This window comes from Comamonas antarctica, assembly GCF_013363755.1.
GTDB lineage: Bacteria > Pseudomonadota > Gammaproteobacteria > Burkholderiales > Burkholderiaceae_C > Comamonas > Comamonas antarctica.
Genome location: NZ_CP054840.1, coordinates 2,067,730 through 2,091,430 on the forward strand (window position 1 = coordinate 2,067,730; position 23,701 = coordinate 2,091,430).

General features: G+C 66.6%; 20 protein-coding genes. 4 read left to right on the forward strand and 16 right to left on the reverse strand.

Going from position 1 to position 23,701, the window contains the following annotated elements; genetic code table 11:
* Position 1: 1 nt before the first annotated feature.
* From HUK68_RS09835 to HUK68_RS09885, 11 genes are all read right to left on the reverse strand, one after another.
* The gene (locus HUK68_RS09835; protein ID WP_175504039.1) at positions 2-1,030 is read right to left on the reverse strand and encodes an N-formylglutamate amidohydrolase; all 1,029 of its coding nucleotides are present in this window, start codon (positions 1,028-1,030) and stop codon (positions 2-4) included.
* Positions 1,027-2,364: an anaerobic C4-dicarboxylate transporter family protein gene (locus HUK68_RS09840; RefSeq protein ID WP_175504040.1), complete on the reverse strand. Its 1,338-nt coding sequence runs from the start codon at positions 2,362-2,364 to the stop codon at positions 1,027-1,029. The genes HUK68_RS09835 and HUK68_RS09840 overlap by 4 nt, the downstream gene beginning before the upstream one ends.
* A 16-nt stretch (positions 2,365-2,380) precedes the next feature.
* Positions 2,381-3,049 (reverse strand): MarC family protein, encoded by a 669-nt coding sequence (locus HUK68_RS09845; RefSeq protein ID WP_175504041.1) that lies wholly within the window; start codon positions 3,047-3,049, stop codon positions 2,381-2,383.
* A gap of 210 nt (positions 3,050-3,259) precedes the next feature.
* Entirely contained in the window at positions 3,260-4,750 is a 1,491-nt protein-coding gene (gene rng / locus HUK68_RS09850) for a ribonuclease G (protein ID WP_175504042.1), read from the reverse strand.
* 14 nt (positions 4,751-4,764) lie between these two features.
* Entirely contained in the window at positions 4,765-5,379 is a 615-nt protein-coding gene (locus tag HUK68_RS09855; protein WP_175504043.1) for a Maf family protein, read from the reverse strand.
* Positions 5,380-5,474: 95 nt separating this feature from the next.
* Positions 5,475-6,833, reverse strand: coding sequence for an alanine/glycine:cation symporter family protein (locus HUK68_RS09860; protein ID WP_175504044.1), 1,359 nt, complete (start codon positions 6,831-6,833; stop codon positions 5,475-5,477).
* Positions 6,834-7,047: 214 nt separating this feature from the next.
* Positions 7,048-7,515, reverse strand: coding sequence for a 23S rRNA (pseudouridine(1915)-N(3))-methyltransferase RlmH (gene rlmH, locus HUK68_RS09865; protein ID WP_175504045.1), 468 nt, complete (start codon positions 7,513-7,515; stop codon positions 7,048-7,050).
* A 7-nt stretch (positions 7,516-7,522) separates the two neighbouring features.
* Positions 7,523-8,332, reverse strand: a complete 810-nt coding sequence (gene rsfS, locus HUK68_RS09870) for a ribosome silencing factor (RefSeq protein WP_175504046.1) — start codon at positions 8,330-8,332, stop codon at positions 7,523-7,525.
* A gap of 205 nt (positions 8,333-8,537) precedes the next feature.
* Positions 8,538-9,479, reverse strand: a complete 942-nt coding sequence (hemF, locus tag HUK68_RS09875) for an oxygen-dependent coproporphyrinogen oxidase (protein ID WP_175504047.1) — start codon at positions 9,477-9,479, stop codon at positions 8,538-8,540.
* A gap of 10 nt (positions 9,480-9,489) precedes the next feature.
* Entirely contained in the window at positions 9,490-10,773 is a 1,284-nt protein-coding gene (gene purD, locus HUK68_RS09880) for a phosphoribosylamine--glycine ligase (RefSeq protein ID WP_175504048.1), read from the reverse strand.
* Complete coding sequence (locus tag HUK68_RS09885; RefSeq protein WP_175504049.1) at positions 10,770-11,489, reverse strand: YebC/PmpR family DNA-binding transcriptional regulator; 720 nt, start codon at positions 11,487-11,489, stop codon at positions 10,770-10,772. The genes purD and HUK68_RS09885 overlap by 4 nt, the downstream gene beginning before the upstream one ends.
* A gap of 79 nt (positions 11,490-11,568) precedes the next feature.
* On the opposite strand from HUK68_RS09885, the gene HUK68_RS09890 reads away from it, so the two are divergent.
* Entirely contained in the window at positions 11,569-13,095 is a 1,527-nt protein-coding gene (locus tag HUK68_RS09890) for a helicase HerA-like domain-containing protein (RefSeq protein ID WP_175504050.1), read from the forward strand.
* 80 nt (positions 13,096-13,175) lie between these two features.
* On the opposite strand, the gene HUK68_RS09895 is transcribed toward HUK68_RS09890, so the two are convergent.
* Both HUK68_RS09895 and HUK68_RS09900 read right to left on the reverse strand, forming a co-directional pair.
* Positions 13,176-14,963, reverse strand: coding sequence for a pyrroloquinoline quinone-dependent dehydrogenase (locus HUK68_RS09895; RefSeq protein ID WP_175504051.1), 1,788 nt, complete (start codon positions 14,961-14,963; stop codon positions 13,176-13,178).
* A gap of 92 nt (positions 14,964-15,055) precedes the next feature.
* Positions 15,056-15,847 carry a c-type cytochrome gene (locus HUK68_RS09900; RefSeq protein ID WP_175504052.1) on the reverse strand — a complete coding sequence of 264 codons (792 nt, stop codon included), beginning with the start codon at positions 15,845-15,847 and terminating at the stop codon, positions 15,056-15,058.
* Between the two features lie 483 nt (positions 15,848-16,330).
* Between HUK68_RS09900 and HUK68_RS09905 the strand changes: the two genes are divergently transcribed.
* Complete coding sequence (locus tag HUK68_RS09905; RefSeq protein WP_175504053.1) at positions 16,331-17,305, forward strand: threo-3-hydroxy-L-aspartate ammonia-lyase; 975 nt, start codon at positions 16,331-16,333, stop codon at positions 17,303-17,305.
* A 60-nt stretch (positions 17,306-17,365) separates the two neighbouring features.
* Positions 17,366-17,995 carry a uracil phosphoribosyltransferase gene (gene upp, locus HUK68_RS09910; RefSeq protein WP_175504054.1) on the forward strand — a complete coding sequence of 210 codons (630 nt, stop codon included), beginning with the start codon at positions 17,366-17,368 and terminating at the stop codon, positions 17,993-17,995.
* 77 nt (positions 17,996-18,072) lie between these two features.
* Here upp and HUK68_RS09915 read toward each other — a convergent pair whose 3' ends face one another.
* Positions 18,073-18,777: a YebC/PmpR family DNA-binding transcriptional regulator gene (locus HUK68_RS09915; RefSeq protein ID WP_175504055.1), complete on the reverse strand. Its 705-nt coding sequence runs from the start codon at positions 18,775-18,777 to the stop codon at positions 18,073-18,075.
* Positions 18,778-19,047: 270 nt separating this feature from the next.
* Here HUK68_RS09915 and HUK68_RS09920 point away from each other — a divergent pair, with 270 nt between their 5' ends.
* Positions 19,048-20,235 (forward strand): PQQ-dependent sugar dehydrogenase, encoded by a 1,188-nt coding sequence (locus tag HUK68_RS09920; protein WP_175504056.1) that lies wholly within the window; start codon positions 19,048-19,050, stop codon positions 20,233-20,235.
* Positions 20,236-20,241: 6 nt separating this feature from the next.
* Here the strand turns inward: HUK68_RS09920 and HUK68_RS09925 are convergent, their stop codons facing one another.
* A complete protein-coding gene (locus tag HUK68_RS09925; protein ID WP_175504057.1) occupies positions 20,242-21,153 on the reverse strand; it encodes a phosphate/phosphite/phosphonate ABC transporter substrate-binding protein in 912 nt (303 codons plus the stop codon).
* A 13-nt stretch (positions 21,154-21,166) separates the two neighbouring features.
* Positions 21,167-23,518, reverse strand: coding sequence for a putative bifunctional diguanylate cyclase/phosphodiesterase (locus HUK68_RS09930; RefSeq protein WP_244146306.1), 2,352 nt, complete (start codon positions 23,516-23,518; stop codon positions 21,167-21,169).
* Positions 23,519-23,701: the final 183 nt, after the last annotated feature.

The following is a 23,701-nucleotide window of genomic DNA, read 5'->3' on the forward strand; positions in this document are numbered from 1 at the left end:
CTCAGGCGCGGGCGAGTTTGCGCGCAATGTCCGCCAGGCGCGCGTCCAGCCCCTGCGGCCAATCGCTGCCGGGCTGCTGCAGATGCGCCACGGCCTGCGGGCCGAGCAAGGCTTCGCGGCGGAACTCGGCCTGGACGGCGCCGCTGCCGGCCCGCGCCGCGAGCGCCTGGCCCCAGTGCAGCGTTTCGTGCGCGCCCTTGTAGGGCACATTGAGCGTGATCTCGGCAGCAGTGGCACCCAGCGCGTGGCCCCAGCGGGCCGCCAGGCGGCGCAGCGCGGGCGCGGGCAGGCTCACGGCCTGGCCCTCTCCCTGCGCATCGCCGCGATTGCCCAGGTTCACCCAGGCCGGCAGCCGATCGGCCACGGGCCGCTCGACCACGATGGCGCCGTCGGCGCGCATCTTGGTATTCATCGTGTCGTGCAGGCTCACGACCAGCAATCCCCGCGCCGGCCCCTGCTCGCAGACCTGGCCCATCACGCTTTCCACGGCCGCGCCATACGCCAGCGGCCCCTGGGCCTGGCTGCGCGACAAGGCTGCGGCCAACGCCGTCCAGCCCGCCTCGTCGGCCGGCTCGCGCAGCACATCCTCGCCCGAGAAGGTGATGGGGCGGATCGCATCGACGCCCGCGAAGGATACGTCCGTCGCGCCCGCGCGCACCTGCGCGAGCCGCGCCCAGAAGGCGCGCAGGTCCTGCAGCGGCTGTGCCGGCGGCGCGCGGTTGGGATCGAGCACCAGCCGCGAATGCGGATTCTCGACGAACACCACGCCGGGATCGGCCGCGGCCCAGGCCCGGCCCAGCGCGCTGGTCAGCACATCGGAATAGTCGAACTGCTTGCGCCGCGTGAGGCCGGGCGCGATGAAAGGCTTGAGCTCGGCGGGAAAGCCGGCGCTCGCGTGCGGCCCCAGCACCACGGTGTGGATCGTCCCTGCCACGGCTGCGAAAGCCTTGCGCTCGCGGTCCTGCCAGAACACCAGGTCGTCGAAGCCATAGCTGCGCCCGGGCTCCAGCCAAAGCAGCCCGGCGCTCATGCGCCACCTCCGGCGACACGCGAGATCAACAACCCCAGGCCCACGGCCACGACCGCATAGAGCAGCGTCGGCACCAGGAAGGAATGGTTGATCACCGCGCTGCCTATGCGCGTGCTGCCGGTGCGGTCGAGTTCGACGGTGGCGATCTGCGAGCCATTGGTGGGCAGCAGGAAAACGCCGACCACGGCCGGCCACATCGCGGCCAGCGTGGCGGGCTCCAGGCCCAGAGCGATGCCGATGGGAATGATGGCGAAGGTGGCGCTGGACTGGCTCGTCGTCATCGCGGCCACGGCGAACAGGGCCACCGCGATCATCGCCGGCGCCTGCCGAGCCAGCGAACCCAGCCCGTCGACGATGACCGTCTGGTTCGCGGCGATGAAGGTGTTGGCCATCCAGGCCACGCCGAACAGCGCGACCACGGCCACCATGCCCGAGTCGAACAAGGAACTTTTCACGATCTCGCTGGCTTTGACCTTGGCCAGCGCCACGATGGCCGCGGCCACGGTGAGCATGGTGATCTGGATCAGCTGGGCCAGGTCAACGCCCACCAGGCGCCCATCGACCATCACCTGCGGGCGCAGCTGGGAGAAGATGCCGGCGCTGATGATGAACAGCACGCCGCCCAGAAACAGCAGCGCGGACAGCTTGCCCGCGCGCGTCGGCGCCTTGGGCTGGGCGTCGGCGGCGGGCGGCGTCAGCTCGCCGCTGGCGATGCGGCGCAGGTATTCGGGGTCTTGATCCAGCGGCTTGCCCATGCGGCTCATCACCAGGCCGCCGACGACGATCGCCGCGATCGAGGCCGGCATGGTGATCATCAGGATGTCGGTGATGTGGAAGCCCAGCGGCGCCAGCAGGCCCACCATGGCCGCCATCGCTGCCGACACGGGACTGGCCGTGATCGCCAACTGGCCGGCGGTGGCAGAAAGCGCGAGCGGGCGCTCGGGACGCACCTTGTTGGCCAGCGCTACCTCGTAGATCACCGGCATCAGCGAATAATAGATATTGCCCGTGCCCGCGCCCACGCAGAAGATGAAGGTCGTGAGCGGCGCCACGTAGGTGATCTGGTTGGGAAAGCGGCGTATCACCTTCTGTGCCTGCGCCACCAGGTAGTCGATGCCGCCGGCCAGCTGCATCGCGCCGGCGGCCGTGACCACCGACATGATGATCAGCATGGCCGAGACCGGCACCGCGCCCGGCGCTATCCGAAACAGCAGCACGAACAGCAACACGCCCAGCGCGCCGAACAGGCCTATGGCCATGCCCTTGAAACGCACGCCGACCGCAATCAGGCCCAGCAGCATTGCGCCTTGTACCAGAATCAGCAAGGTGTCCATGGGTTCGTCCATTTCTTCAGTGAGGTGGGATGCCGTTCAACTCGGCCCATCCGGTCCAGATGATCTCTATCCCTATGCACAGCAGGATGAAAGCCATGAGCCGCGTCATGACCAGCGTGCCGACTTCGCCCAGCCTGCGCATGAGGGTCGCCGAGTGGCGATGGACAAGGTAGACCACGCCGACCGTGACGGTCGCGCCGAGCACGGCCACGAAAGCCCCGGACACATACAGCTCGAGCTGGCGTGGCAAGCCCGCGCCGATCGCGATCGCCGCAGCGATCGCTCCCGGACCCGTGGTCAAGGGAAACGTGATGGGAAAAAAGCTGCGCCGCATCACCTCGGCGTGGCTCCAGCCCGAGGGCTGGCTGCGCTTGACGGCGGCTTGGACTTCGTCGTCATCGTTGCGATCGAGCATGCGCCAGCCCGAAGCCGCGACCAGCAGCCCGCCGCCTATGCGCACGATCGGCAACGAGATGCCGAACAGGCTCAGCACATAGGTGCCGACCAGCATCGAGCCCACCAGCACGAACCAGCAGTTGATCGCCACCTGGCGCGCGAGCTGCCGCGCGGCCGTGGTGTCGTTGCCGACGGTCATCGAGAACACCGGCGCTGCGCTGAGCGGGTTCATGATGGGCAGCAGGGTCAGCGGCACCAGGGCCAGCGAGTGCAGAAGATCGACGACCATGTCCGCGCCCGTTCAGCTGGCAGCGCAAAGGTCGCGGCGAAGAAGACAAACCCGGCTCGACATAGGGCAGCTCCGCAACAGAGATGTCGACCATCATATCTGCGGCGGCAGCTTTCACCTGCCGGGGACGCGGCCCATGGCGAAAATGCCGCAACGCCGGCGCGCGCGCTGTCTGCAGCGCACGCCTTCAGGCGTCGCGGCGGCGCGCCCTCAAAGCAGCACGATGTCGTACTGTTCCTGCCCCATGGCGCTCTCCGCCTGCAGCGAGATCGGCTTGCCGATGAAATCCGACAGGCTCGCCAGATGCGGGCTCTCCTCGTCGAGAAACAGGTCCACGACCTTCGGCGAGGCAATCACGCGGAATTCCTGGGGGTTGAACTGGCGCGCCTCGCGCAGGATCTCACGCAGCACGTCGTAGCAGACGCTGCGCGCGGTCTTGACGCTGCCCTTGCCCGTGCATTGCGGGCATGGCTCGCACAGCATGTGGGCCAGGGATTCGCGCGTGCGCTTGCGTGTCATCTCGACCAGGCCCAGCTGCGAGAATCCGGCCGCCATCATGGTCTTGACGCGGTCGCGGCCGAGTTGCTTGCGGAACTCGGTGAGCACCGCCTGCTGGTGCTCCTCGCGCACCATGTCGATGAAGTCGGCAATGATGATGCCGCCCAGGTTGCGCAGCCGCAGCTGGCGCGCGATGGCCTGCGCGGCCTCGAGATTGGTCTTGAAGATGGTGTCGTCGAAATTGCGCGCGCCGACGAAGCCGCCGGTGTTGACGTCGATCGTGGTCAGCGCCTCGGTCTGGTCGACGATCAGATAGCCGCCCGACTTCAGGTCCACGCGCCGGCCGAGCGCCTTGGCGATCTCCTCGTCGATCGAGTAAAGGTCGAAGATCGGCCGCTCGCCCTTGTACAGCTGCAGCTTGGGCACGGCCGCGGGCATGAACTCGCGGCCGAAGGACTGCAGCAGCGCAAACTGCTCGCGCGAGTCGATGCGGATGGTCTGGGTCTGTTCGCCGACCAGGTCGCGCAGCACGCGCTGCAGCAGGTTCAGGTCCTGGTGCAGCAGTGAGCCCGCGGGCCGCTGCACCGAAAACTGCTTGATGCGCGCCCAGGTCTTGCGCAGGTAGGCAATGTCTTCCGACAGTTCCTGGTCGCTCGAATCCTCGCCATTGGTGCGCAGGATGAAGCCGCCGCCACCGCCGCTGGCCTTGTCGCCCACCAGGCCTTGAAGCCGCGCACGCAGCGCATCGCGCTCGGCGGGCGGGATCTTCTGCGACACACCCACATGGTCGTCCTGCGGAAGGAATACCAGCAGCCGTCCGGCAATGCTGATCTGCGTCGACAGTCGCGCGCCCTTGGTGCCTATCGGGTCCTTGATCACCTGGACCATGATGGACTGGCCCTCGAAGATCTGCTTTTCGATGGGCTTGGGCGGCAGGTCCTTGCGCGCGAACATCGGCGCCTCCCCGCCCTCCTGGCGCTGCCAGACATCGGCCACATGCAGGAACGCCGCGCGCTCCAGGCCGATGTCGATGAACGCCGACTGCATGCCCGGCAGCACGCGCGCCACCTTGCCCAGGTAGACATTGCCCACCAGGCCGCGCTCGAGCGGACGCTCCATGTGCAGCTCCTGCACCGCGCCGCTTTCGACGATGGCGACGCGCGTTTCCTGCGGCGACCAGTTGATCAGAATGTCTTGTTGCATGGTGTTGGAAGAATTCAGAGAGGCCAGCCCGCCTGGCGCAACAGCCCGGCGGTTTCGAACAGCGGCAGGCCCATGATGCCGGTATAGCTGCCTTCCAGATGCGCCACATGGGCTGCGGCCGCGCCCTGGATGCCATAGGCGCCGGCCTTGCCCATGGGCTCGCCCGTGGCGACATAGGCGTCGATCTGCGCGCGCGTCATGGGCGCGAAGCGCACGCGCGAGACAGACAGCGCCGTGAAACGCTGCGCGCCCTGCTGCAGCGCCACCGCGGTGAGCACCTCATGCTCCTGGCCGGCGAGCAGCGCGAGAATGCGCGCCGCGTCGGCTTCGTCCTCGGGCTTGCCCAGGATCCGCGCGCCCAGCGCCACCGTCGTATCGGAGCACAGGATGGCGGCGGGCGGCAGGCCGCGGCGCGCATGGCGCGCCACGGCCGCATCGAGCTTGAGCCCGGTCACGCGCTGCACATAGTCGCGCGGCGCTTCGCCGGGCAGCGCCAGTTCGATGGCTTCGGCATCTTCGGCCTGATCGCCGGCGGTATTGGGCAGCAGCAATTCGTGGCATACACCGATCTGCTCCAGCAGTTGGCGGCGGCGCGGGCTTTGCGAAGCGAGGTAGATGAAATCGGACATGGCAGGCAGAAAAGACGGCTGCAACCCTTGCATGGCAAGCGTCGAAGGCTATGAAAAAGATAGTACCACGCAGCCGTCGCGGCTCCGCCGACGCCCTACTGCGCGGCGGCGTCGCGACGCGCGAAGTACTCGCGCGTGAGCTGCACGACCACCGGCGAAAGCAGCAGCAGCGAGATCAGATTGGGAATCGCCATCAGCGCATTGAGCGTGTCGGCCACCAGCCAGGCGAAGTCCAGCGTGGCCACGGCACCGAAATAGGCGGCCACCGTCCACAGGATACGGAACGGCTTCTCGCAGATCGGGCCGACCAGGTAGGTCCAGCACTTCTCGCCGTAGTAAGCCCAGCCCAGAATGGTGGTGAAAGCAAACACCGCCAGCGACAGCGCCAGCAGGTACTTGCCGATGCCGGGCAGCGCCGCCTCGAAGCTCTGCGTGGACAGCACCGCGCCGGTAGCACCCGAGTTCCAGACGCCGCTGACGACAATGGCCAGGCCGGTCATGGTGCAGACGATGATGGTGTCGATGAAGGTACCCATCATGCCGACCAGGCCCGAGAACACCGGGTCCTTGGTTGCGCCCGCGGCCTGCGCGATGCCGGCGGTGCCCAGGCCGGCTTCGTTGGAGAAGATCCCGCGTGCCACGCCCATGCGCAGCGCCATCAGTACCGTCGAACCCAGGAAGCCGCCCGTGGCCGCCGTCGGATTGAAGGCCTGGGCGAAGATCAGTGCAAAAGCGCTTGGAATCCGGTCGGCAAAGACCCATAGCACGCACAGCACACAGGCAATGTAGAGCACGCACATGGCGGGCACCAGCTTCTCGGCCACGGCGCCGATGCGCGTGATGCCGCCAAGCACGACCGCGCCCACGAGCAGTGCCAGCGCCAAGCCGGTGACCCAGTTCTCCAGGCCGAAGGCGCTGTGCATGGCCGAGGCGATTCCATTGGCCTGCACCATGGAGCCGATGCCGAAGCCGGCAAAGCCGCCGAAGACCGCAAACAGCGTGCCCATCCAGCGCCAGTGGCGCCCCAGGCCGTTCTTGATCGCGTACATCGGGCCGCCGACCCACTGGCCCTTGGCATTGCGTTCGCGGTATTTCACGGCCACCACGACCTCTGCGTACTTGGTGGCCATGCCCAACAGCGCGGTCATCCACATCCAGAACAGCGCGCCGGGGCCGCCCACGGCAATCGCCGTGGCCACGCCGGCGATGTTGCCCGTACCCACGGTGGCGGACAGCGCCGTCATCAGCGCGGCGTAGGGCGAGATATCGCCATCGGCCCTGTCGTCGATGCGGCGGCTGCGCCAGATCATGCGGAAACCATGGACGATGTTGCGCAGCGGCATGAACCCCAGCCGGATCTGCAGGTAGAAACCCGTGCCCAGGATCAGCACGATCATCGGCACGCCCCAGACGATGCCGTTCAGCGAGGTGAAAAACTCATTCAGCAGTTCCATGGATTTTCTCGGTATTCAAGTGGGTGCCGCGCCAGCGCGGCGGTCTGGCAGACATCGGAATCTAACAGTTGGCGCGCGGCCGCGGCACCCACGCGGCACAATATTCATGCGCTTTTTCCGGCAACGGTGGCGTTTGCAGGCCTGCACCGGCCGAGCCGTCCTCCGGGCACAAAAAAAGGCAGCCCCGAGGCTGCCTTGTCGGCGCTCGACAGAATTACTCGCGGTGGTAAGGGTGGCCCGCATTCACCGACCACGCGCGGTAGAGCTGCTCGATCAGCAGCACCCGCACCATCGCATGCGGCAGCGTCAGGTCGGACAGCCGGATGCGCTCGTGCGCGGCCTGGCGGAAGGCCGGGTCCAAGCCGTCCGGCCCGCCAATGATCAGCGCCACGTCGTCGCCTTCGAGCTGCCAGCCCTGCAGGCGCTGCGCCAGCGCCTTGGTCGTCAGGTTGGTGCCGCGTTCATCCAGCACCACGATGCGCATGCCGCGCGGAATGGCCGCCTCGATGCGCTCGCGCTCGGCGGCGTAGAGCGTCTCGAGGGTCTTGGAGCCGCGCGGCTCGGTCTTCACCGCCTTGAGTTCCACCTTGAGTTCAGGGGGAAAGCGCTTGGCGTAGTCGCCGTAGGCCGTCTGCGCCCAGTCAGGCACACGCTGGCCCACGGCCACGATCAACAGCTTCATGCGCGGATCAGGAGGCCTTGCGCGGTGCGCGCTTCGCGGCAGGCGCCGCCGGCTTGGCGGTGCGCGGCACCGAAGGCTTGACCACCACGGTCTTGACCTTGGCGGGCGCTGCCTTCTTGGCGGCGGGCTTTTCGGCCGCCGGCTTGGCAGCCGCCTTGGCGGCGCTCTTTGCAGCCGTCTTGGCAGCTTCCTTGGCCACGGCATTGGCGGCGGTCTTCGCCGCCGTCTTCGCGCTGGCGGCCGGAGCGGCCAGGGCCTTGGCGGCGGTCTTGGCGGCCGGCTTCTTGGCTGCGGCCTTCTTGGCCGGTGCCTTCACGCCCTCGTCGGCCTTGGGCTTGGCGCGCGACTTGGGAGCGGCCTTGGCATCGGCCTTGGCAGCCTTCTGCGCGGCCTTCTTGTCGGCCAGCAGATTGGCAGCCGAAGGCGCGGGCTTGGCGGCGCCGAGCTTCAGGCGCACCGGCTTGTCGCCCCAGATTTCCTCCAGGCGGTAGTACTGGCGGATGGCGGGCTGCATGATGTGCGCCACGGCCGAGCCGCAATCGACGATGATCCACTCGCCGTTGTCTTCGCCCTCGGTGCGCGGCTTGTCGAAGCCGGCTTCCTTGACGGCATCGCGCACGCTGGCCGCGAGCGCCTTGGTCTGGCGGTTCGACGTGCCCGATGCCACGATCACGCGTTCAAACAGCGGCGACAGGTGTTCGGTGTTGAAGACCTGGATGTCTTGCGCCTTGACGTCCTCCAGGCCATCGACGATGGCGCGCTGGAGCTTGGTGACGTCTTTCTTGGCGGCGGTTTCTGTTTTGGGGGTGGTGGTCATCAGGCGATGTATAGAAAAGATGGGTCAATATAGCGCGCTTCGGGGCTCAACGCCTGCAGCGGCTGCCCGTTCCGTGGACCGGGTCAATCGTTTTTGGAATGATGGATGTGGCACGCATGCATGCACAGCTATCGAAATTATAGTTTTTCGCGGCATAACCCCGCGCTGCGCAACGCAAGCCCGCCACAGAGACGGGCGGCTCCTCTCACAGCCAGTCGCGCCGGACCAGGAAATCGCGCGTCAATGCGGCTTCGGGCGTGCCCGGCGCATCCTCGCGCTGGTAGCTCCAGCAGGCATGCGGCGGCATGGACAGCAGGATCGATTCGGTGCGCCCGCCCGACTGCAGGCCGAAGTGCGTGCCGCGGTCCCAGACCAGGTTGAACTCGACATAGCGGCCGCGCCGGTAGCGCTGGAACTCGATTTCGCGCTCGCCATAAGCCATGTCCTTGCGGCGCGCGACGATGGGCAGATAGGCCTTGAGCAGGCTGTCGCCGACCGCACGCAACATGGCAAAGCTCTGCTCGGGCGCGAGTTCGCAGAAGTCGTCGAAGAAGATGCCGCCCACGCCGCGCTGCTCGTTGCGGTGCTTGAGGAAAAAATACTCGTCGCACCAGGTCTTGAAGCGCGGGTAAAGCCCATGGCCGAAGGGCTCGAGCGCATCGCGGCAGCTGCGGTGGAATTGCACCGCGTCTTCCTCGAAGCCATAGCAGGGCGTGAGATCGAGTCCGCCGCCAAACCAGCGCGTGGGCTCGCGCCCCGGGTGGCCCGCGGAGATCATGCGCACGTTCATGTGCACCGTCGGCACATAGGGGTTGCGCGGATGGAACACCAGCGACACGCCCATGGCCTCGAACGGTGCGCCGGCCAGCTCGGGCCGGTGCTGCGTCGCCGAAGGCGGCAGCTGCGCGCCGCGCACATGCGAGAAGCCGCAGCCCGCGCGCTCGAACACGCGGCCGCCCTCCATGATGCGCGTGATGCCCTCGCCCTGCAGGCGCTCCTCGGGGCCCTTGTGCCAGGCGTCCGCCAGGAAGCGCCCGCCGCCCTCGCCTTCGACGGCTTCGAGCGCGCTGGTGATGGCGTCTTGCAGACCCGTCAGGTAGGCGCGCACATGGGCCACCGAGGCCGGGGTGGCGGTGGACGCATTCATGGCTTGCACCTCAGCTCTTGATGGCGCGAAAGCCGATGTCGCGGCGGTACTGCATGCCATCGAAATGGATGCTGCGCGCCACGTCGTACACGCGCGCCTGCGCCTGCTTGACGCTGTCGGCCAGCGCCGTCACGCACAGCACGCGCCCGCCGTTGACACGCGGCACGCCGTCGACCAGCTCGGTGCCCGCATGGAACACCATCGCATCGTCGGCTTCGGCCGGCAGGCCGGTGATCGCATCGCCCTTGCGCGGCGACTCGGGGTAGCCGTGCGCTGCCATGACCACGCCCAGCGCGGTGCGGCGGTCCCATTCGAGCTCGACCTGATCGAGCTTGCCGTCGACGGCGGCGCTCATCACGTCGACCAGATCGCTCTTGAGGCGCATCATGATCGGCTGCGTTTCGGGATCGCCCATGCGGCAGTTGAATTCCAGCGTCTTGGGGTGGCCCGAGCCGTCGATCATCAGGCCCGCGTACAGGAAGCCGGTGAACGGAATGCCGTCGCGCTCCATGCCGCGGATGGTCGGCAGGATGATCTCGCGCATCGCGCGTGCATGCACGTCGGCCGTGACCACGGGCGCGGGCGAATACGCGCCCATGCCGCCGGTGTTCGGACCTTCGTCGCCGTCTTTGAGGCGCTTGTGGTCCTGGCTGGTGGCCAGCGCCAGCACGTTCTTGCCGTCGCACAGCACGATGAAGCTGGCCTCTTCGCCTTCGAGGAATTCCTCGATGACGACGCGCGCGCCGCCCGCGTTGTGGCTCACGCCGTACTTGTTGTCGACCAGCATGAAGTCGACCGCATCATGCGCTTCCTGCAGCGTCAGCGCCACGACCACGCCCTTGCCGGCGGCCAGGCCGTCGGCCTTGACCACGATGGGCGCGCCGATGCGGTCCACGTAGGCATGGGCCAGCGCCGCGTCGGTGAAGGTGTCGTAGGCTGCCGTGGGGATGTTGTGGCGCGCCATGAAGGCCTTGGAGAACGCCTTGGAGCTTTCCAGCTGCGCCGCAGCCTTGGTCGGGCCGAACACGCGCAGGCCGTGCGCGCGGAACTCGTCCACGACGCCCGCTGCCAGCGGCGCCTCGGGGCCGACCACGGTCAGGCCGACCTTCTCGGCCTGCGCCCATTCGCGCAGCGCCACGACATCGGTCAGCGCCAGGTTCTCGAGCTTGCCGCCCGCCAGCGCCGTGCCACCGTTGCCCGGTGCGACATACACCTTGGTGGACTTGGGCGATTGCGCCATCTTCCACGCCAAAGCGTGCTCACGGCCTCCGCCGCCAATCACAAGAATTTTCATAAGTCTGCGTTGTGGTAAACGTCTTGAACGTCATCCAGGTCTTCGATCATGTCCAGCAGCTTTTGCATGCGGGTCGCGTCATCGCCTTCGAGGGCGATGGTGTTCTCTGGGCGCATGGTCACCTCGGCCGCGTCGGGCTTGAGGCCCGCGGCTTCGAGCGCGTTGCGCACGGCCTCGAAGTCGGGGGCTGCGGTGAGCACCTCGATGGCGCCCTCCGCGTCGACCACGACGTCCTCGGCACCGGCTTCGAGCGCGACTTCCATCACGCGGTCTTCGGACGTGCCGGGCGCGAAGATGATCTGGCCGCAATGCTTGAACTGGAAGGCCACCGAGCCTTCGGTGCCCATGTTGCCGCCATATTTGCTGAAGGCGTGGCGCACGTCGGCGACGGTGCGCACGCGGTTGTCGGTCATGGTGTCGACGATGATGGCCGCGCCGCCGATGCCGTAGCCTTCGTAGCGGATTTCCTCGTAGTTCACGCCTTCGAGATTGCCCGTGGCCTTGTCGATGTTGCGCTTGATGTTGTCCGCAGGCATGTTGGCCGCCTTGGCCTTTTCAACCGCCAGGCGCAGCCGGGGATTGGCATCCAGGTCGCCGCCGCCGGTGCGTGCGGCCACCATGATTTCCCGAATGATACGGGTCCAGATGCGGCCCCGTTTTTCATCCTGGCGACCTTTGCGGTGCTGGATATTTGCCCATTTGCTGTGTCCTGCCACAGGAATTCCTTTGGTATTGATTTAATCTACTGGTGGCGATTTTACTTTTGCCGGCACCCTTCTCCGGAGGAATCCCGATATGGCCCCACCACTTCTGATCGCTCAGCACTCTGCCACAGAATGTGCGCTGCTGCCGGCCCTGGCAAATCGCCATGGCCTGATCACCGGCGCGACCGGCACCGGCAAGACGGTGACGCTGCAAAAGCTCGCCGAAAGCTTCTCGCAGATCGGCGTGCCGGTGTTCATGGCCGACGTCAAGGGCGACCTGGCCGGCATCAGCCAGCCCGGCAGTATCGGCGAAAAGCTCGCGGCTTCGCTCAAGGAACGCGGCATCGCGCCACCGCAGCCGCTGGCCTGCCCCGCCACGCTGTGGGACGTGTTCGGCCAGCAAGGCCACCCGGTGCGCGCCACGGTCTCCGACATGGGCCCGCTGCTGCTGGGCCGCATGCTCGCGCTCAACGACACGCAGATGGGAGTGCTGAACCTGGTGTTCAAGATCGCCGACGACAGCGGCTTGCTGCTGCTCGATCTCAAGGACCTGCGCGCCATGCTGCAGCATGTGGGCGACAACGCCAGGCAGTTCACGACCGAGTACGGCAACATCAGCGCGGCCAGCGTGGGCGCGATCCAGCGCGGCCTGCTGCAGATCGAGAGCCAGGGCGGAGACCAGTTCTTCGGTGAGCCGATGCTCAACATCGAGGACCTGATGCAGACCGATGCTGCTGGCAAGGGCGTGGTCAACATCCTCTCGGCAGACAGACTGATGAATGCGCCGCGGCTTTACTCCACGTTTTTGCTGTGGCTGCTGTCGGAGCTGTTCGAGAAGCTGCCGGAAATCGGCGATCCCGAAATACCCCGGCTGGTGTTTTTCTTCGACGAGGCCCACCTGCTGTTTGCCGATGCGCCCAAGGTGCTGCTCGAGCGCATCGAACTGGTCGTGCGCCTGGTGCGCTCCAAGGGCGTGGGCGTGTATTTCGTCACGCAGAACCCGCTGGACATACCCGACAGCGTGCTGGCCCAGCTCGGCAACCGCGTGCAGCATGCGCTGCGCGCGTTCACGCCGCGCGACCAGAAGGCCGTGAAGGCCACGGCCACGACCATGCGCCAGAACCCGGGCCTGGACATCGAGGCGGCGATCACCGAGCTCGGCGTGGGCGAGGCGCTGGTCAGCTTCCTCGATGAAAAGGGCCGCCCGGGCATCACCGAGCGCGTCTATGTGATTCCGCCGGGCAGCCAGATCGGCCCGATCACCGCGGCCCAGCGCCAGGCATTGCTGCAGTCGTCGCTGGTGGCGGGCATCTATGAAAAGGCCGAGGACCGTGAATCGGCCTATGAAATCCTCAGGCAGCGCACCGCCGAGGCCGCACCTGTGGCCAAGGCGCCCACGTCTGCGGGCGCCGGCAAGGGCCAGGCTGCGGATGCGGCCGAGCCCGGCATGCTGGGCGGGCTCAACGAACTGCTGTTCGGCCGCACCGGTCCGCGCGGCGGCAAGCATGACGGCCTGGTGCAGACCATGGCCAAGTCCACGGTGCGCACCATGGGCAATTCGCTGGGCCGGCAGATACTGCGCGGGGTGCTCGGCGGCATCCTGGGCAACAAGAAATAGCGGCGATGCCATAAAAAAACCCGCGGGCATCGCTGCCCGCGGGTTTGCTCCATTGGCGGGCCCTGCGGCCCTGGCCTGGATTACTTGGCGGCCTTGGCTTCAGGCAGCGCGAACACGAACAGCGAGTGGCCGGTGTCGTTCACGTTCTTCAGCTCGGGGTTCACCGCCACCGCCGTAGGCGTCTGTGCGTGCGGACCCGTCGTGATGGCGATGTACTGCTTGCCGTTGACGCTGTAGGTCATGGGGTTGCCCGACACCGAGGTGTTGAGCTTGCTGTTCCACAGCTGCTTGCCCGATGCCTGCTCGAAAGCCGTGAAGTTGCGCATGCTGTCGCCCACGAACACCAGGTCGCCCGCCGTGGTCAGCGCCGACGAGGTGAACAGCGCGGCCTGCTTCTTGACCCACTCCATCTTGCCGGTCTTCACGTTGAACGCGTAGAAGCGGCCGGTGTTGGTCTCGCCGGGAGCCGCCTGGGCCGGGCCCGACTTCTGGAAGCCCAGCGCACCGCCGGTGACGTATTCGCCCGGGTTGGGCGTCAGGTCACGGCAGGACTCCGCCATGGGGAAGTAGAAGGAGTTGGTCTTGGGGCTGTAGGCGCCGGCTTGCCACAGCTTGCCCAGCGAACGGCCGCCGCAGACGTGCACGGTCTGGTCGATGGTCTTCGAGATCAGGTCGGCGTTGGGGATGGACTTGCCATCCTTGGTGAAGCCCTTGACCACGTTCTGGTAGGCGGTGTCGCGCGCCCACAGCAGGTCGCCCGTGTCGCGCTCGAGCACGAAGGCCGTGCCGTACTTGCCCGGCACCGTCACGATGACGTCGTACTTCTTGCCCGGCTTGACCTTGGCGCTCATATAGCGCACTTCCTTGGCATCGGGCGCGATTTCCGACTCGACCAGCACGCGTTCGAACACGCTGTCCAGATCCCAGTCGTCGCGGCCCAGATGCTGGTAGTACCACTTGACCTTGCCGGTCTTGGCATCGATGGCCAGCGTCGAGTTGGTGTACAGCGTCGCGCCGCCCTGCGTGCCGCGCACGGACTCGGCCCAGGGGATGGGCATGCCCACGCCCCAGAACAAGGTGTCGCGCTTGGCGTCATAGGCGCCGGTGATCCAGGCCGAGCCGCCGTAGCGGTTTTCGGGAGGGATGCCGTTCCACGAGGCTTCGACTTCCTTGCGCGTCAGATCGGACAGCGTGTTGACGCGCCAGACTTCCTTGCCGGTCTCGGCATCGTGGGCCATGATGAAGCAGCCGCCGCCGGTGTCGGCAATCGAGCAGCCGGACATGCCGGTGTAGATCAAGCCGTTGACGACCATGGCGCCGGCGGTGTAGCTGAAGCCCTTCTTCCAGTCGGCAGCCTGGGTTTCCCACAGCGACTTGCCGGTCTTGGCGTCCAGCGCGACGATCTTCGCGTCGGCCGTGGTCAGGTAGACCTTGTCCTTGTACAACACGATGTTGTTGCGCTGGCGGTCGGCCTGGCTGGCGTGGTAGCCGCCGGTCCATTCCGGGTTCTTGTGCTTGTATTCCCAGATCAGGTTGCCATTGGTGGCATCCAGGGCCTGAACCACGGAGCGGTTCATGCCGACGAACATCACGCCGTCACGCACCAGGGGCGCGACTTCGGTCAGGCCGCCCACGGGCAGCGACCACGACCATTCCATGCGCAGTTCGCCGACGTTCTTGGCGTTGACCTGTTCCAGCGGGCTGTAGGCCTGGTTGTCCACCGTGCGGCGCCACATCAGCCATTCACCGGCTTCGGGGTTGAGCACGTTGGCGTCGGTCACGGGACGATAGGCGGCCATGTCAGCGAACGCTGCGGGCACGAAGGTGGCGCTGATCGCAGCGGCCAGGGCGAGGGTCTTGAAATTCATGAATGCAAATTCGGTCAGATGGTTTGAACACGCAGGAGGCGGCCGAGAGCAGCGCCCGCCAGCGGCGGCGGCACGCTTCTCAGGCCGGTGGCTCAGCGCAGTTTCTTGACTTGGTCCACGGTGATGCCGCCGAGCTTGTTGCCCCAGGCATTGCGCGCGAAGGTGGCGATGGCGGCCACGTCGGCGTCGGCCAGCATGGGCGCGAAGCTGGGCATGTCGCCGCTGCCGACGAGGATCTGCTTGATGAAGGCGTCGTCATTGGCAATCATCTTGTTGCCCTTGAGCGCTGCGCCAAACGCGCCTTCGCCATTCGGGCCGTGGCAGCCCGAGCAGGTCGCGGCGTACTTTTCCTTGCCCAGCTCGAACAGCGCGGCGTCGACCGGAGCCACGGTCTTGGCGGCGGGAACGGCGGCTTGCGCCTGCTTGGGGGCAGCGGTGTTCAGCTTGCCCACGGTGGAGACCACATAAGCCACCTTGTTGAAGCCCTGGCCGTTCACGTCGCCAGCGGCCTGGTCGTCCGCAAAGGTATAGAGCGGCAGGCCGTTGAAGGTGGCTTGCAGCGTGCCGTCGGCGCGCTTGACCGCACCCACCAGGCCCTGCGCCAGCAGCCAGCCCTGGGGCTTGGCGCCCACTGCCTTCACGGGCGTGAACTGGGATTGGCAGGCCTTGTCGCATGCGGCCAGGGCTGCGGCCTTCTCGTCCGCCTTCTGCGAGTCGGTCAGCAGGGCATAGACGGTCTGGCCATTGGCGGCGGCAACCAGCTTGCCCATCGACGCGGTCTTGCCCTGAACCAGAGTGAAATTGTTGGTGGGCTGGGCCAGCAGGCTGGCGGGCGCCATGATCGCAGCAGCCGACAGGGCTGCCGCAAGGGTCTTCACATGCATGATTTTTGTGCTGTTAGCGGTTGAACGTACAAATGTTCACGAATCGTTGCACAAAATTCCAACGTGAAAAATGACACACAAATCAATCAGGCAACACCCTTGGTCGTTTGACAATGATCAAAAAACCCACAGATTGTCGGATGAAAAGTAGCGGGCGCTGCAGTGCCACCGGGAACGTCCGCATGAGTAATGCCCGCAACTGCGCCGATCTCCAATCCGCAGTCCCGCAAAAGCATGGATAGCTCGATAAATGAATCCATGAATGTAAATAAGATGCATTCTTATAAGAGTCCTGTATAAGACCTTGCATTATTTTCAGTAATTTGTGAAACTTCAGAAAATACAAGTATATTTACATTTTTTTACAAACAAGCGCGATCTCTATGGAACCTTGTTCGGCTTTTTGGAACCACGCAGTTCGCCGGCTCTGGCCCGAGCCGCTCGCTATGATGGCTGGCAGCCCTCTCCACTCATCACGCATCTATGCCATCCACCGCGATCTCCGTTCCCCTGTATGCCGACGTCGAGGCCGCCGCGCGCCGGCTCGATGGCGTCGCCCACCGCACCCCCGTAATGCGCTCGCGTACTGCCGATGCACAGCTGGGCGCGCAGTTGTTCTTCAAGTGCGAGAACCTGCAGCGCATGGGCGCATTCAAGTTTCGGGGCGCCTACAACGCGCTGTCGCAGTTCACGGACGCGCAGCGCAAGGGTGGCGTGCTGGCATTCTCGTCCGGCAACCACGCGCAGGCCATTGCGCTGTCGGCGCAGCTGCTCGACATGCCGGCCGTGATCGTGATGCCCGAAGATGCGCCGGCGGCGAAGATGGCGGCCACGCGCGAGTACGGCGCCCAGGTGGTCACCTACAACCGCTTCACCGAAGACCGCGAAGCCATCAGCGCGCAACTGGCCCGCGAGCGCGGCATGACGCTGATTCCACCGTTCGACCATGCGGATGTGATCGCCGGCCAGGGCACGGTGGCCAAGGAGTTGTTCGAAGAGGTGCCCGACCTCGACTACCTGTTTGTCTGCCTGGGCGGCGGCGGCCTGCTGTCGGGCAGTCTGCTGGCCGCGCAGGCACTTGCGCCGCAGTGCAAGGTCTACGGTGTCGAACCCGAGACCGGCAATGACGGCCAGCAATCGCTGCGCAGCGGCACGCTGGTGCGCATTCCCACGCCCAAGACCATTGCCGATGGCGCACAATCGCAGTCCCTGGGCGATATCACCTTTGCCGTGATCCGGCCTGCGGTCGAGGACATACTCACGGTTTCCGACGAGCAATTGGTGCAGGCGCTGCGCTTTTTTGCCGAACGCATGAAAATCGTGGTCGAGCCCACCGGCGCCCTGGCATTTGCCGGAGCCCTGCATGGCGGCGTTGCGCTTGCGGGTGCGCGCGTTGGCGTCATCATCAGTGGCGGCAATGTCGACCTCGAACGCTACGCCCGCTTCCTGGCGGACTGACGCCCGGCCTGCGCACTTGTGCGCAGTCCCTCCATATCCCTGTTGAATCCATAGAACAACATGAGCCAAGTTCATCTCATCGACCACCCGTTGGTCCAGCACAAACTCACGCTGATGCGCCGCAAGGAAGCCAGCACCAACAGCTTTCGCCGCATGCTCGGCGAGCTCAGCACCTTGATGGCCTATGAGATCACGCGCGACATGCCGCTGCAGGACATCGAGATCGAAACGCCGATGGAAACCATGACCGGCAAGGTCATCGACGGCAAGAAGCTGGTGCTGGTCTCGATCCTGCGCGCCGGCAACGGCTTCCTCGACGGCATGCTCAACGTCGTGCCGGGCGCGCGCATCGGCCACATCGGCCTGTACCGCGACCCCGAGACGCTGCAGCCGGTCGAGTACTACTTCAAGATGCCCTCCGAGATGGCCGAGCGCGACATCATCGTCGTCGACCCGATGCTGGCCACCGGCAACTCGGCCGCGGCCGCCGTGGCGCGCCTCAAGCAGATGAACCCCAAGTCCATCAAGTTCATGTGTCTGCTGGCCGCGCCCGAAGGCATTGCAACGATGCAGAAGGCCCACCCCGATGTGCCGATCTACACGGCGGCCATCGACCGCGAGCTCGACAGCCACGGCTATATCCTGCCGGGCCTGGGCGACGCCGGCGACCGGATCTTCGGCACGAAATAACAAAAAAACCGCCTTGGGCAACCAAGGCGGTTTTTTTACGCTGGCGCGCAGCCGCTGCCGGCGCGCCCGGTGGCAGCTCAGTCCACCAGACCCACGAACAGGTTCTGCACATCGTCGTTGTCGTCGATGCCCGCCAGGAAGGCCTGCACTTCTTCGAGCTGCTCGGCGCTCAGGCTCGACGCGCTGATCGGGTTCTTGGCCTTGTAGCCAAGCTTGACGGACAGCACCGTGAAACCATGCGCCGGCAGCGCCTTCGCGACCAGGTCCAGATCGGTCGGGTCGGTGATGAACAGCGTGCTGCCTTCGGCTTCGCCGGCTTCGAAGTCCTGGGCACCGGCCTCGATGGCGGCCAGTTCGGCGTCGGCGCCGGCTTCGGCAGGTTCGGCCTCGATCATGCCTACATGGTCGAAATCCCAGGCCACGGCACTCATCTGGCCCTTGCGGAAGGCCACGCGCATCTCGGGCGCGGTGCGGTTGAGGTTGTCGGTCAGGCATTCGACCATGACCGGCACGCGGTGCGGCGCATAGCCTTCATAGATCACATGTTCGAAGTTGACGGTCTCGCCCGTGAGGCCCGCGCCCTTCTTGATCGCGCGCTCCAGGGTGTCCTTGGGCATCGACACCTTGCGGGCCTGCTCGACGACCAGGCGCAGCTTGGAGTTGGCGGCCGGATCGGCACCGCCGCGGGCGGCCACCATGATTTCCTTGGCCAATTTGCCAAACAGCTTGCCCTTGGCGTCGGCAACCAGTGCCTTGCCCTTTGATTTCCACTGCGCGCCCATGAATATTTCCTTCAGGTGAAAGGCGCGCACGCCCCGACCGGGATGCGCACCCCAAAGGGTGCAGGTTATACACCTGCGGCGCAGCAATTGCAGCAAGTTTGCCAAAGCCGCTTTGGTTTTTTTCGCATGGTGGCGCTGGAAATTTCCGCCAGCGCACAGGCCGCAGCGGCATTTATCCAATCCCCGCGCAGGGACATCGCGCAGATCGGGGGTGGCCGGAAAACAATGCAGGCAGCCCTTTTGTCCACTTGTCCGAGGAGATGATTGCCCATGCGCCCTGTCTTTGCCCTCCCCGTCGCTGCCGCGGCCGCCCTGTTGACCCTGGCCCTGGCGCCCGCCGCGCATGCGCAGCCGCTGGCCGCGACACCGGCCGCGGCCGGGGCACCGGATGTCGAGGCAAGACCGGTTGCCAGCGGGCTGGAAAATCCCTGGGCGCTGGCCTTCCTGCCGGACGGGCGCTTTCTGGTCACCGAAAAGCCCGGCCGCATGCGCATCGTCGAAGCCAACGGCCGCCTGCTCGCACCGCTGGCCGGATTGCCGGCCATTGCCGCAGGCGGACAAGGCGGCCTGCTCGACGTACAACTCGACAGCGATTTCGCGCGCAACCGCACGCTGTACTTCTGCTTTTCCGAACCCGGCCCGAATGGCGATACCGCCGTCAACAGCACGGCGCTCGCGCGCGCCCGGCTCTCCAGCGACGCGACGCGCCTTGAAGACGTGAAGGTGATCTTCTCGCAGCAGCCCAAGTACGCGAGCCGGCTGCATTTCGGCTGCCGCATCGTCGAGCGCCAGGTGGACGGCAAGTCCGATGGCACGCTGTTCCTGGCGCTGGGCGAGCGCTCCACCGCGAAGGAGGAATCGCAGAACCTGCGCAGCCACTTCGGCAAGGTGGTGCGCGTCGGCAAAGACGGCAGCGTGCCTGCCGACAACCCTTTCAGGCAGCGCGCCGACGCGCTGCCCGAGATCTGGAGCCGGGGCCACCGCAACCCGCAGGGCGCGGCGCTGGGCCCGGACGGCCAGCTGTGGGTGCACGAGCATGGCCCGCAGGGCGGCGACGAGATCAACCGCCCCGCGCCCGGCAAGAACTACGGCTGGCCCGTGATCACCTATGGCGAGAACTATGGCGGCGGCGCGATCGGCAAGGGCATCACCGCGCAGGACGGCATGGAGCAGCCGCTGCACTACTGGGTGCCGTCCATTGCGCCGTCGGGCATGGCCTTCATCAGCAGCGACAAATATGGCGCGGCATGGAAGGGGCAGATGGTGGTCGGGGCGCTCAAGAGCCGCATGCTCGAGCGCCTGGAAGTCCGGGACGGCCGTGTCACCGCGCGCCATCTGCTGCTGCCCAGGCTGGGCCAGCGCGTGCGCGACGTGCGCGAAGGCCCGGACGGCTTGCTGTACGTGCTGACCGACGCCGGCAACGGCCAGCTGCTGCGCCTCGAGCCCAAGGCGCGCTGAGGCAGCTCAAGGCGCGCCAGGGCCCAGCATGCGCGCCACCTCGGCGTAGTCGCTGGCCTCGACCGCCACCACGCCCTGCTTGCCCAGGGCTTGCAGCGCCGGCTGCAGCAGCGCCTGCTGCTGCACGAAGACCTGGCGCAGCCGGGCCTGCAACGCCGGGCACAGCTGCCTGCGCATCACCAGCGCATCGGTGGGCAGCGGTGCCGACGTCCAGAGCGTGCGCAGCTCGCCGGCCGCCACCAGCCCGCGCTCCTGCGCCAGCGCCAGGCGCTCGCTCGAGACGAATGCCGCGTCGACCAGCCCGTCGCGCACGGCGGCCAGCGCGCGGTTGTGCGAGCCGGCATAGGACACGCGCGAAAAATAGGCTTCGAGTTCCATGCCGCTCAGCTTGCGCATCGCAAGCCGGGGCAGCAAGGCGCCGGAGGTGCTGGCCGGATCGACCAGGGCCAGCGTCGCGCCGCGCAGGTCCTGCCAGCCGCGCCAGCGCGAGCCGCGGCGCACCACCAGCAGCGCGTGGTAGCGGTTCAATGTGCCGGGCCTGTTGACCAAGGCCGCAAACGGCAGCGCCACCGCGCCATTGCGCTGCATCTGCACATAGGTTGCAGGCCCGAGTTCGGCCACATCGATGCGCCCCGCCTGCAACCCCTGGACCACGGCCGAATAGGACGCAGCGGGAACCATCTCGACCGGCATTCCCAGCGCCGCGGACAGCGCCTGGGCCATCAAGCCGTAGGCCCGGGTCTGCGCATCGTCCTGGGTCTTGGGAATGACGGCAAAGCGCAGCTGCGGCAGCGGTGCGCACTGCGCGGGCGCAGAACGCGCTTGGGCCCGCGCCGTGCCAGCGGCCCCCAGGCCGATGGACAGCCATTGCGCCAGCATTTGTCGCCGCTTCACGGCGTCGTGGGTCGAGAGTGTCATGCGCAGCGCCTTTTCACGCCGGGTACAGATAGCCCGCGCGCAGCAAGTCCTCCGCGGCATGCGAGCCCACCGGGCGGCTGAGGAAATAGCCTTGGGCTTCATCGCAGCCGGCGGTCTTGAGATAGACCAGCTGGTCCATCAGCTCGACACCCTCGGCGACCACGCGCATCTTGAGGTTGTGCGCGAGCGTGATCACCGAGGTCACGATCACCCCGGCCTCGCTGCTGCTGCGGATGTCGTTGACAAAGGAGCGGTCGAGCTTGAGGGTGTCGATCGGCAGGTCCTTGATCTGGCTCAGGCTGGAGAAGCCGGTGCCGAAATCATCCAGGCCAATCGACACGCCCATCGCGCGCACCTGTTCGAGCACGCTCAGCGCCAGTGCGCGCGGCTCGAGCAGGCAGCTTTCGGTGATTTCCATGCTCAGGTCGCCGGCCTCGATCCCGTGCTGCGCGATATGCGCGGCCAGGCGCTCGGCAAATGCGCCGTCGCGCAGCTGCACCGGCGAGACATTGAAGGCAATCGGCACCGGCTCGAGCCCCTGGCCGCGCCAGGCCGCCGCCTGCTCGCAGCAGGCCTGCAGGACCCAGTCGCCCAGAGCGCGGATCGCGCCCGTGACCTCGGCCGCGGCAATGAACTCGCCCGGGTAGATCAGCCCGTAATCGGGATGCTGCCAGCGCACCAGCGCCTCGAAGCCCATGATGCGGCAGTCATGCAGCCGCACCTTGGGCTGGAAATGCAGCACCAGCTGCCGGTCGGCGACCGCGCGCGGCAACTGGCGCTCGAGCGCGTAGCTGCGCGCGCTGTCGGCGCTGGCCGTGGCATCGTAGTAGCTGAAGCGGCCGCGGCCGGCGCGCTTGCTCGCGTACATCGCGGCATCGGCATTGCGGCACAGCAGCGTGACGTCGTGGCCATCGCGCGGAAAGAAGGCCACGCCGATGCTGGGCGTGACCTGCAGGCTGTGGCCCTCGAGCCCGTCGTAGGGCTGGCTCAGCTGCTCGATGAGCTTGGCCGCCAGCGCGTCCATGTCGGCCATCGCATCCATGCCCGTGACCAGCACCGCGAACTCGTCGCCGCCCATGCGCGCAATGATGTCGGAACTGCGCAGCAGCTGGCGCAGCCGCTGCCCCACGGCCTGCAGCAGCAGGTCGCCCACATGGTGGCCCAGCGTGTCGTTGATGGCCTTGAAACGGTCCAGGTCGAGGTACATCAGGGCGTAGAACTTGCGGCTGCGCCGCGCCAGCGCGAGGTGGCTGGCCACGAGTTCGTTGAACATGCGGCGGTTGTGCAGCCCGGTCAGATGGTCGTTCGCCGCCAGTTCCAGTGCCTTCGCCTTTTCCTGCTCCAGCTGGTCGATCAGCGTGTGCTTGTCGCGGTTGGCCACGCTCAGTGCGACAAACAGGCCTTCCTGGTGGCGCAGCACGCGCAGCATCCCGCCGACCGCCAGAAGCAGGCAGAGGCTCAGCACGCCCAGCAGCGTCCAGACCTTGCGGCTGCCCTCGCGCATGGGCGCATCGACCCATTCCAGGCCCCGGCTCGCCACGACGATGAACGGCGACTGCGCGCTGCGCCGCCAGCTGAACTGGCTGGCAGCGGCGCCCGGCTGCAGCGCCGCCACCGCCGCACCGCGATTGCCCGACATCAGCGCCATCGGCGCCGCCTGGCTGCGCGAAAACGGCATGGTGAGGCCCTGCGCGCCCAGCTCCGCCAGCGCCCGTCCCTGCGCGTCGAGCAGGTGGATGGAACTGCCCGCGCCCATTTCTACGTCGCGGTACAGGTTGAGTAAGTAGCCCAGGTCCAGCATGAGCACCAGATAGCCGCCCGCCACGCGCACGTTGTCGGCCTCCACCGGTCGCAGCGCATAAGCCAGCGGCATTTGCCAGAGGTCGGGGTGGCCCGATGCCGCGTCGCGCGCCGCCGGCAGCAGCCGTGCCGACTCCCCGGGCGCGGGCCCCACCTGGCGCAACGCGGCCACCAGCGGCGCCAGTTCGGCGCGAGCGATCGGATACGAGGAATCGACGGGCGCAAATGCCGCGTCGAGCAGCAGATAGCGGGCAAAGCTGTGCTCCGCCACCAGCATCGGGGACAGCCGGCGGTGCACCTCGGCGGCGGAGTGCTCCCCGCGCCCATGGCCAGCCAGCGCGTCGCCCGCGGCCAGCGCCATCAGCCGGCCCTTGTTCACCACCTGCGCCAGATTCTCCGCCACCACCGCCGCCAGGCTGGCCTGCTGCTGGCGCGTGCTCAGCTGCAACTGCTCGCGCTCGGCTTCGACGCTCTGCCAGGCCAGCCACCACACCAAGCCCAACACCAGCAGTGCCCCCGCAATGCAGGCCATCCGCATGCCGCGCCAACCCATGCGCAAGGGCATCGGGGAAGCAGGCGGGCGCAGTTGCAAAAGCAGATACAGGCAGCGGGCGTACAGGGCAGTCACGGAACGGGCACAGGCAGGCGGACGGGCAGCAATGGCCAGATGATGCAAAGCGCGCAAGACAACTTCGTGACATTTTGGAACATTTTCGGGCAGGTCACGGGATTTATGCGCTGTCATGCA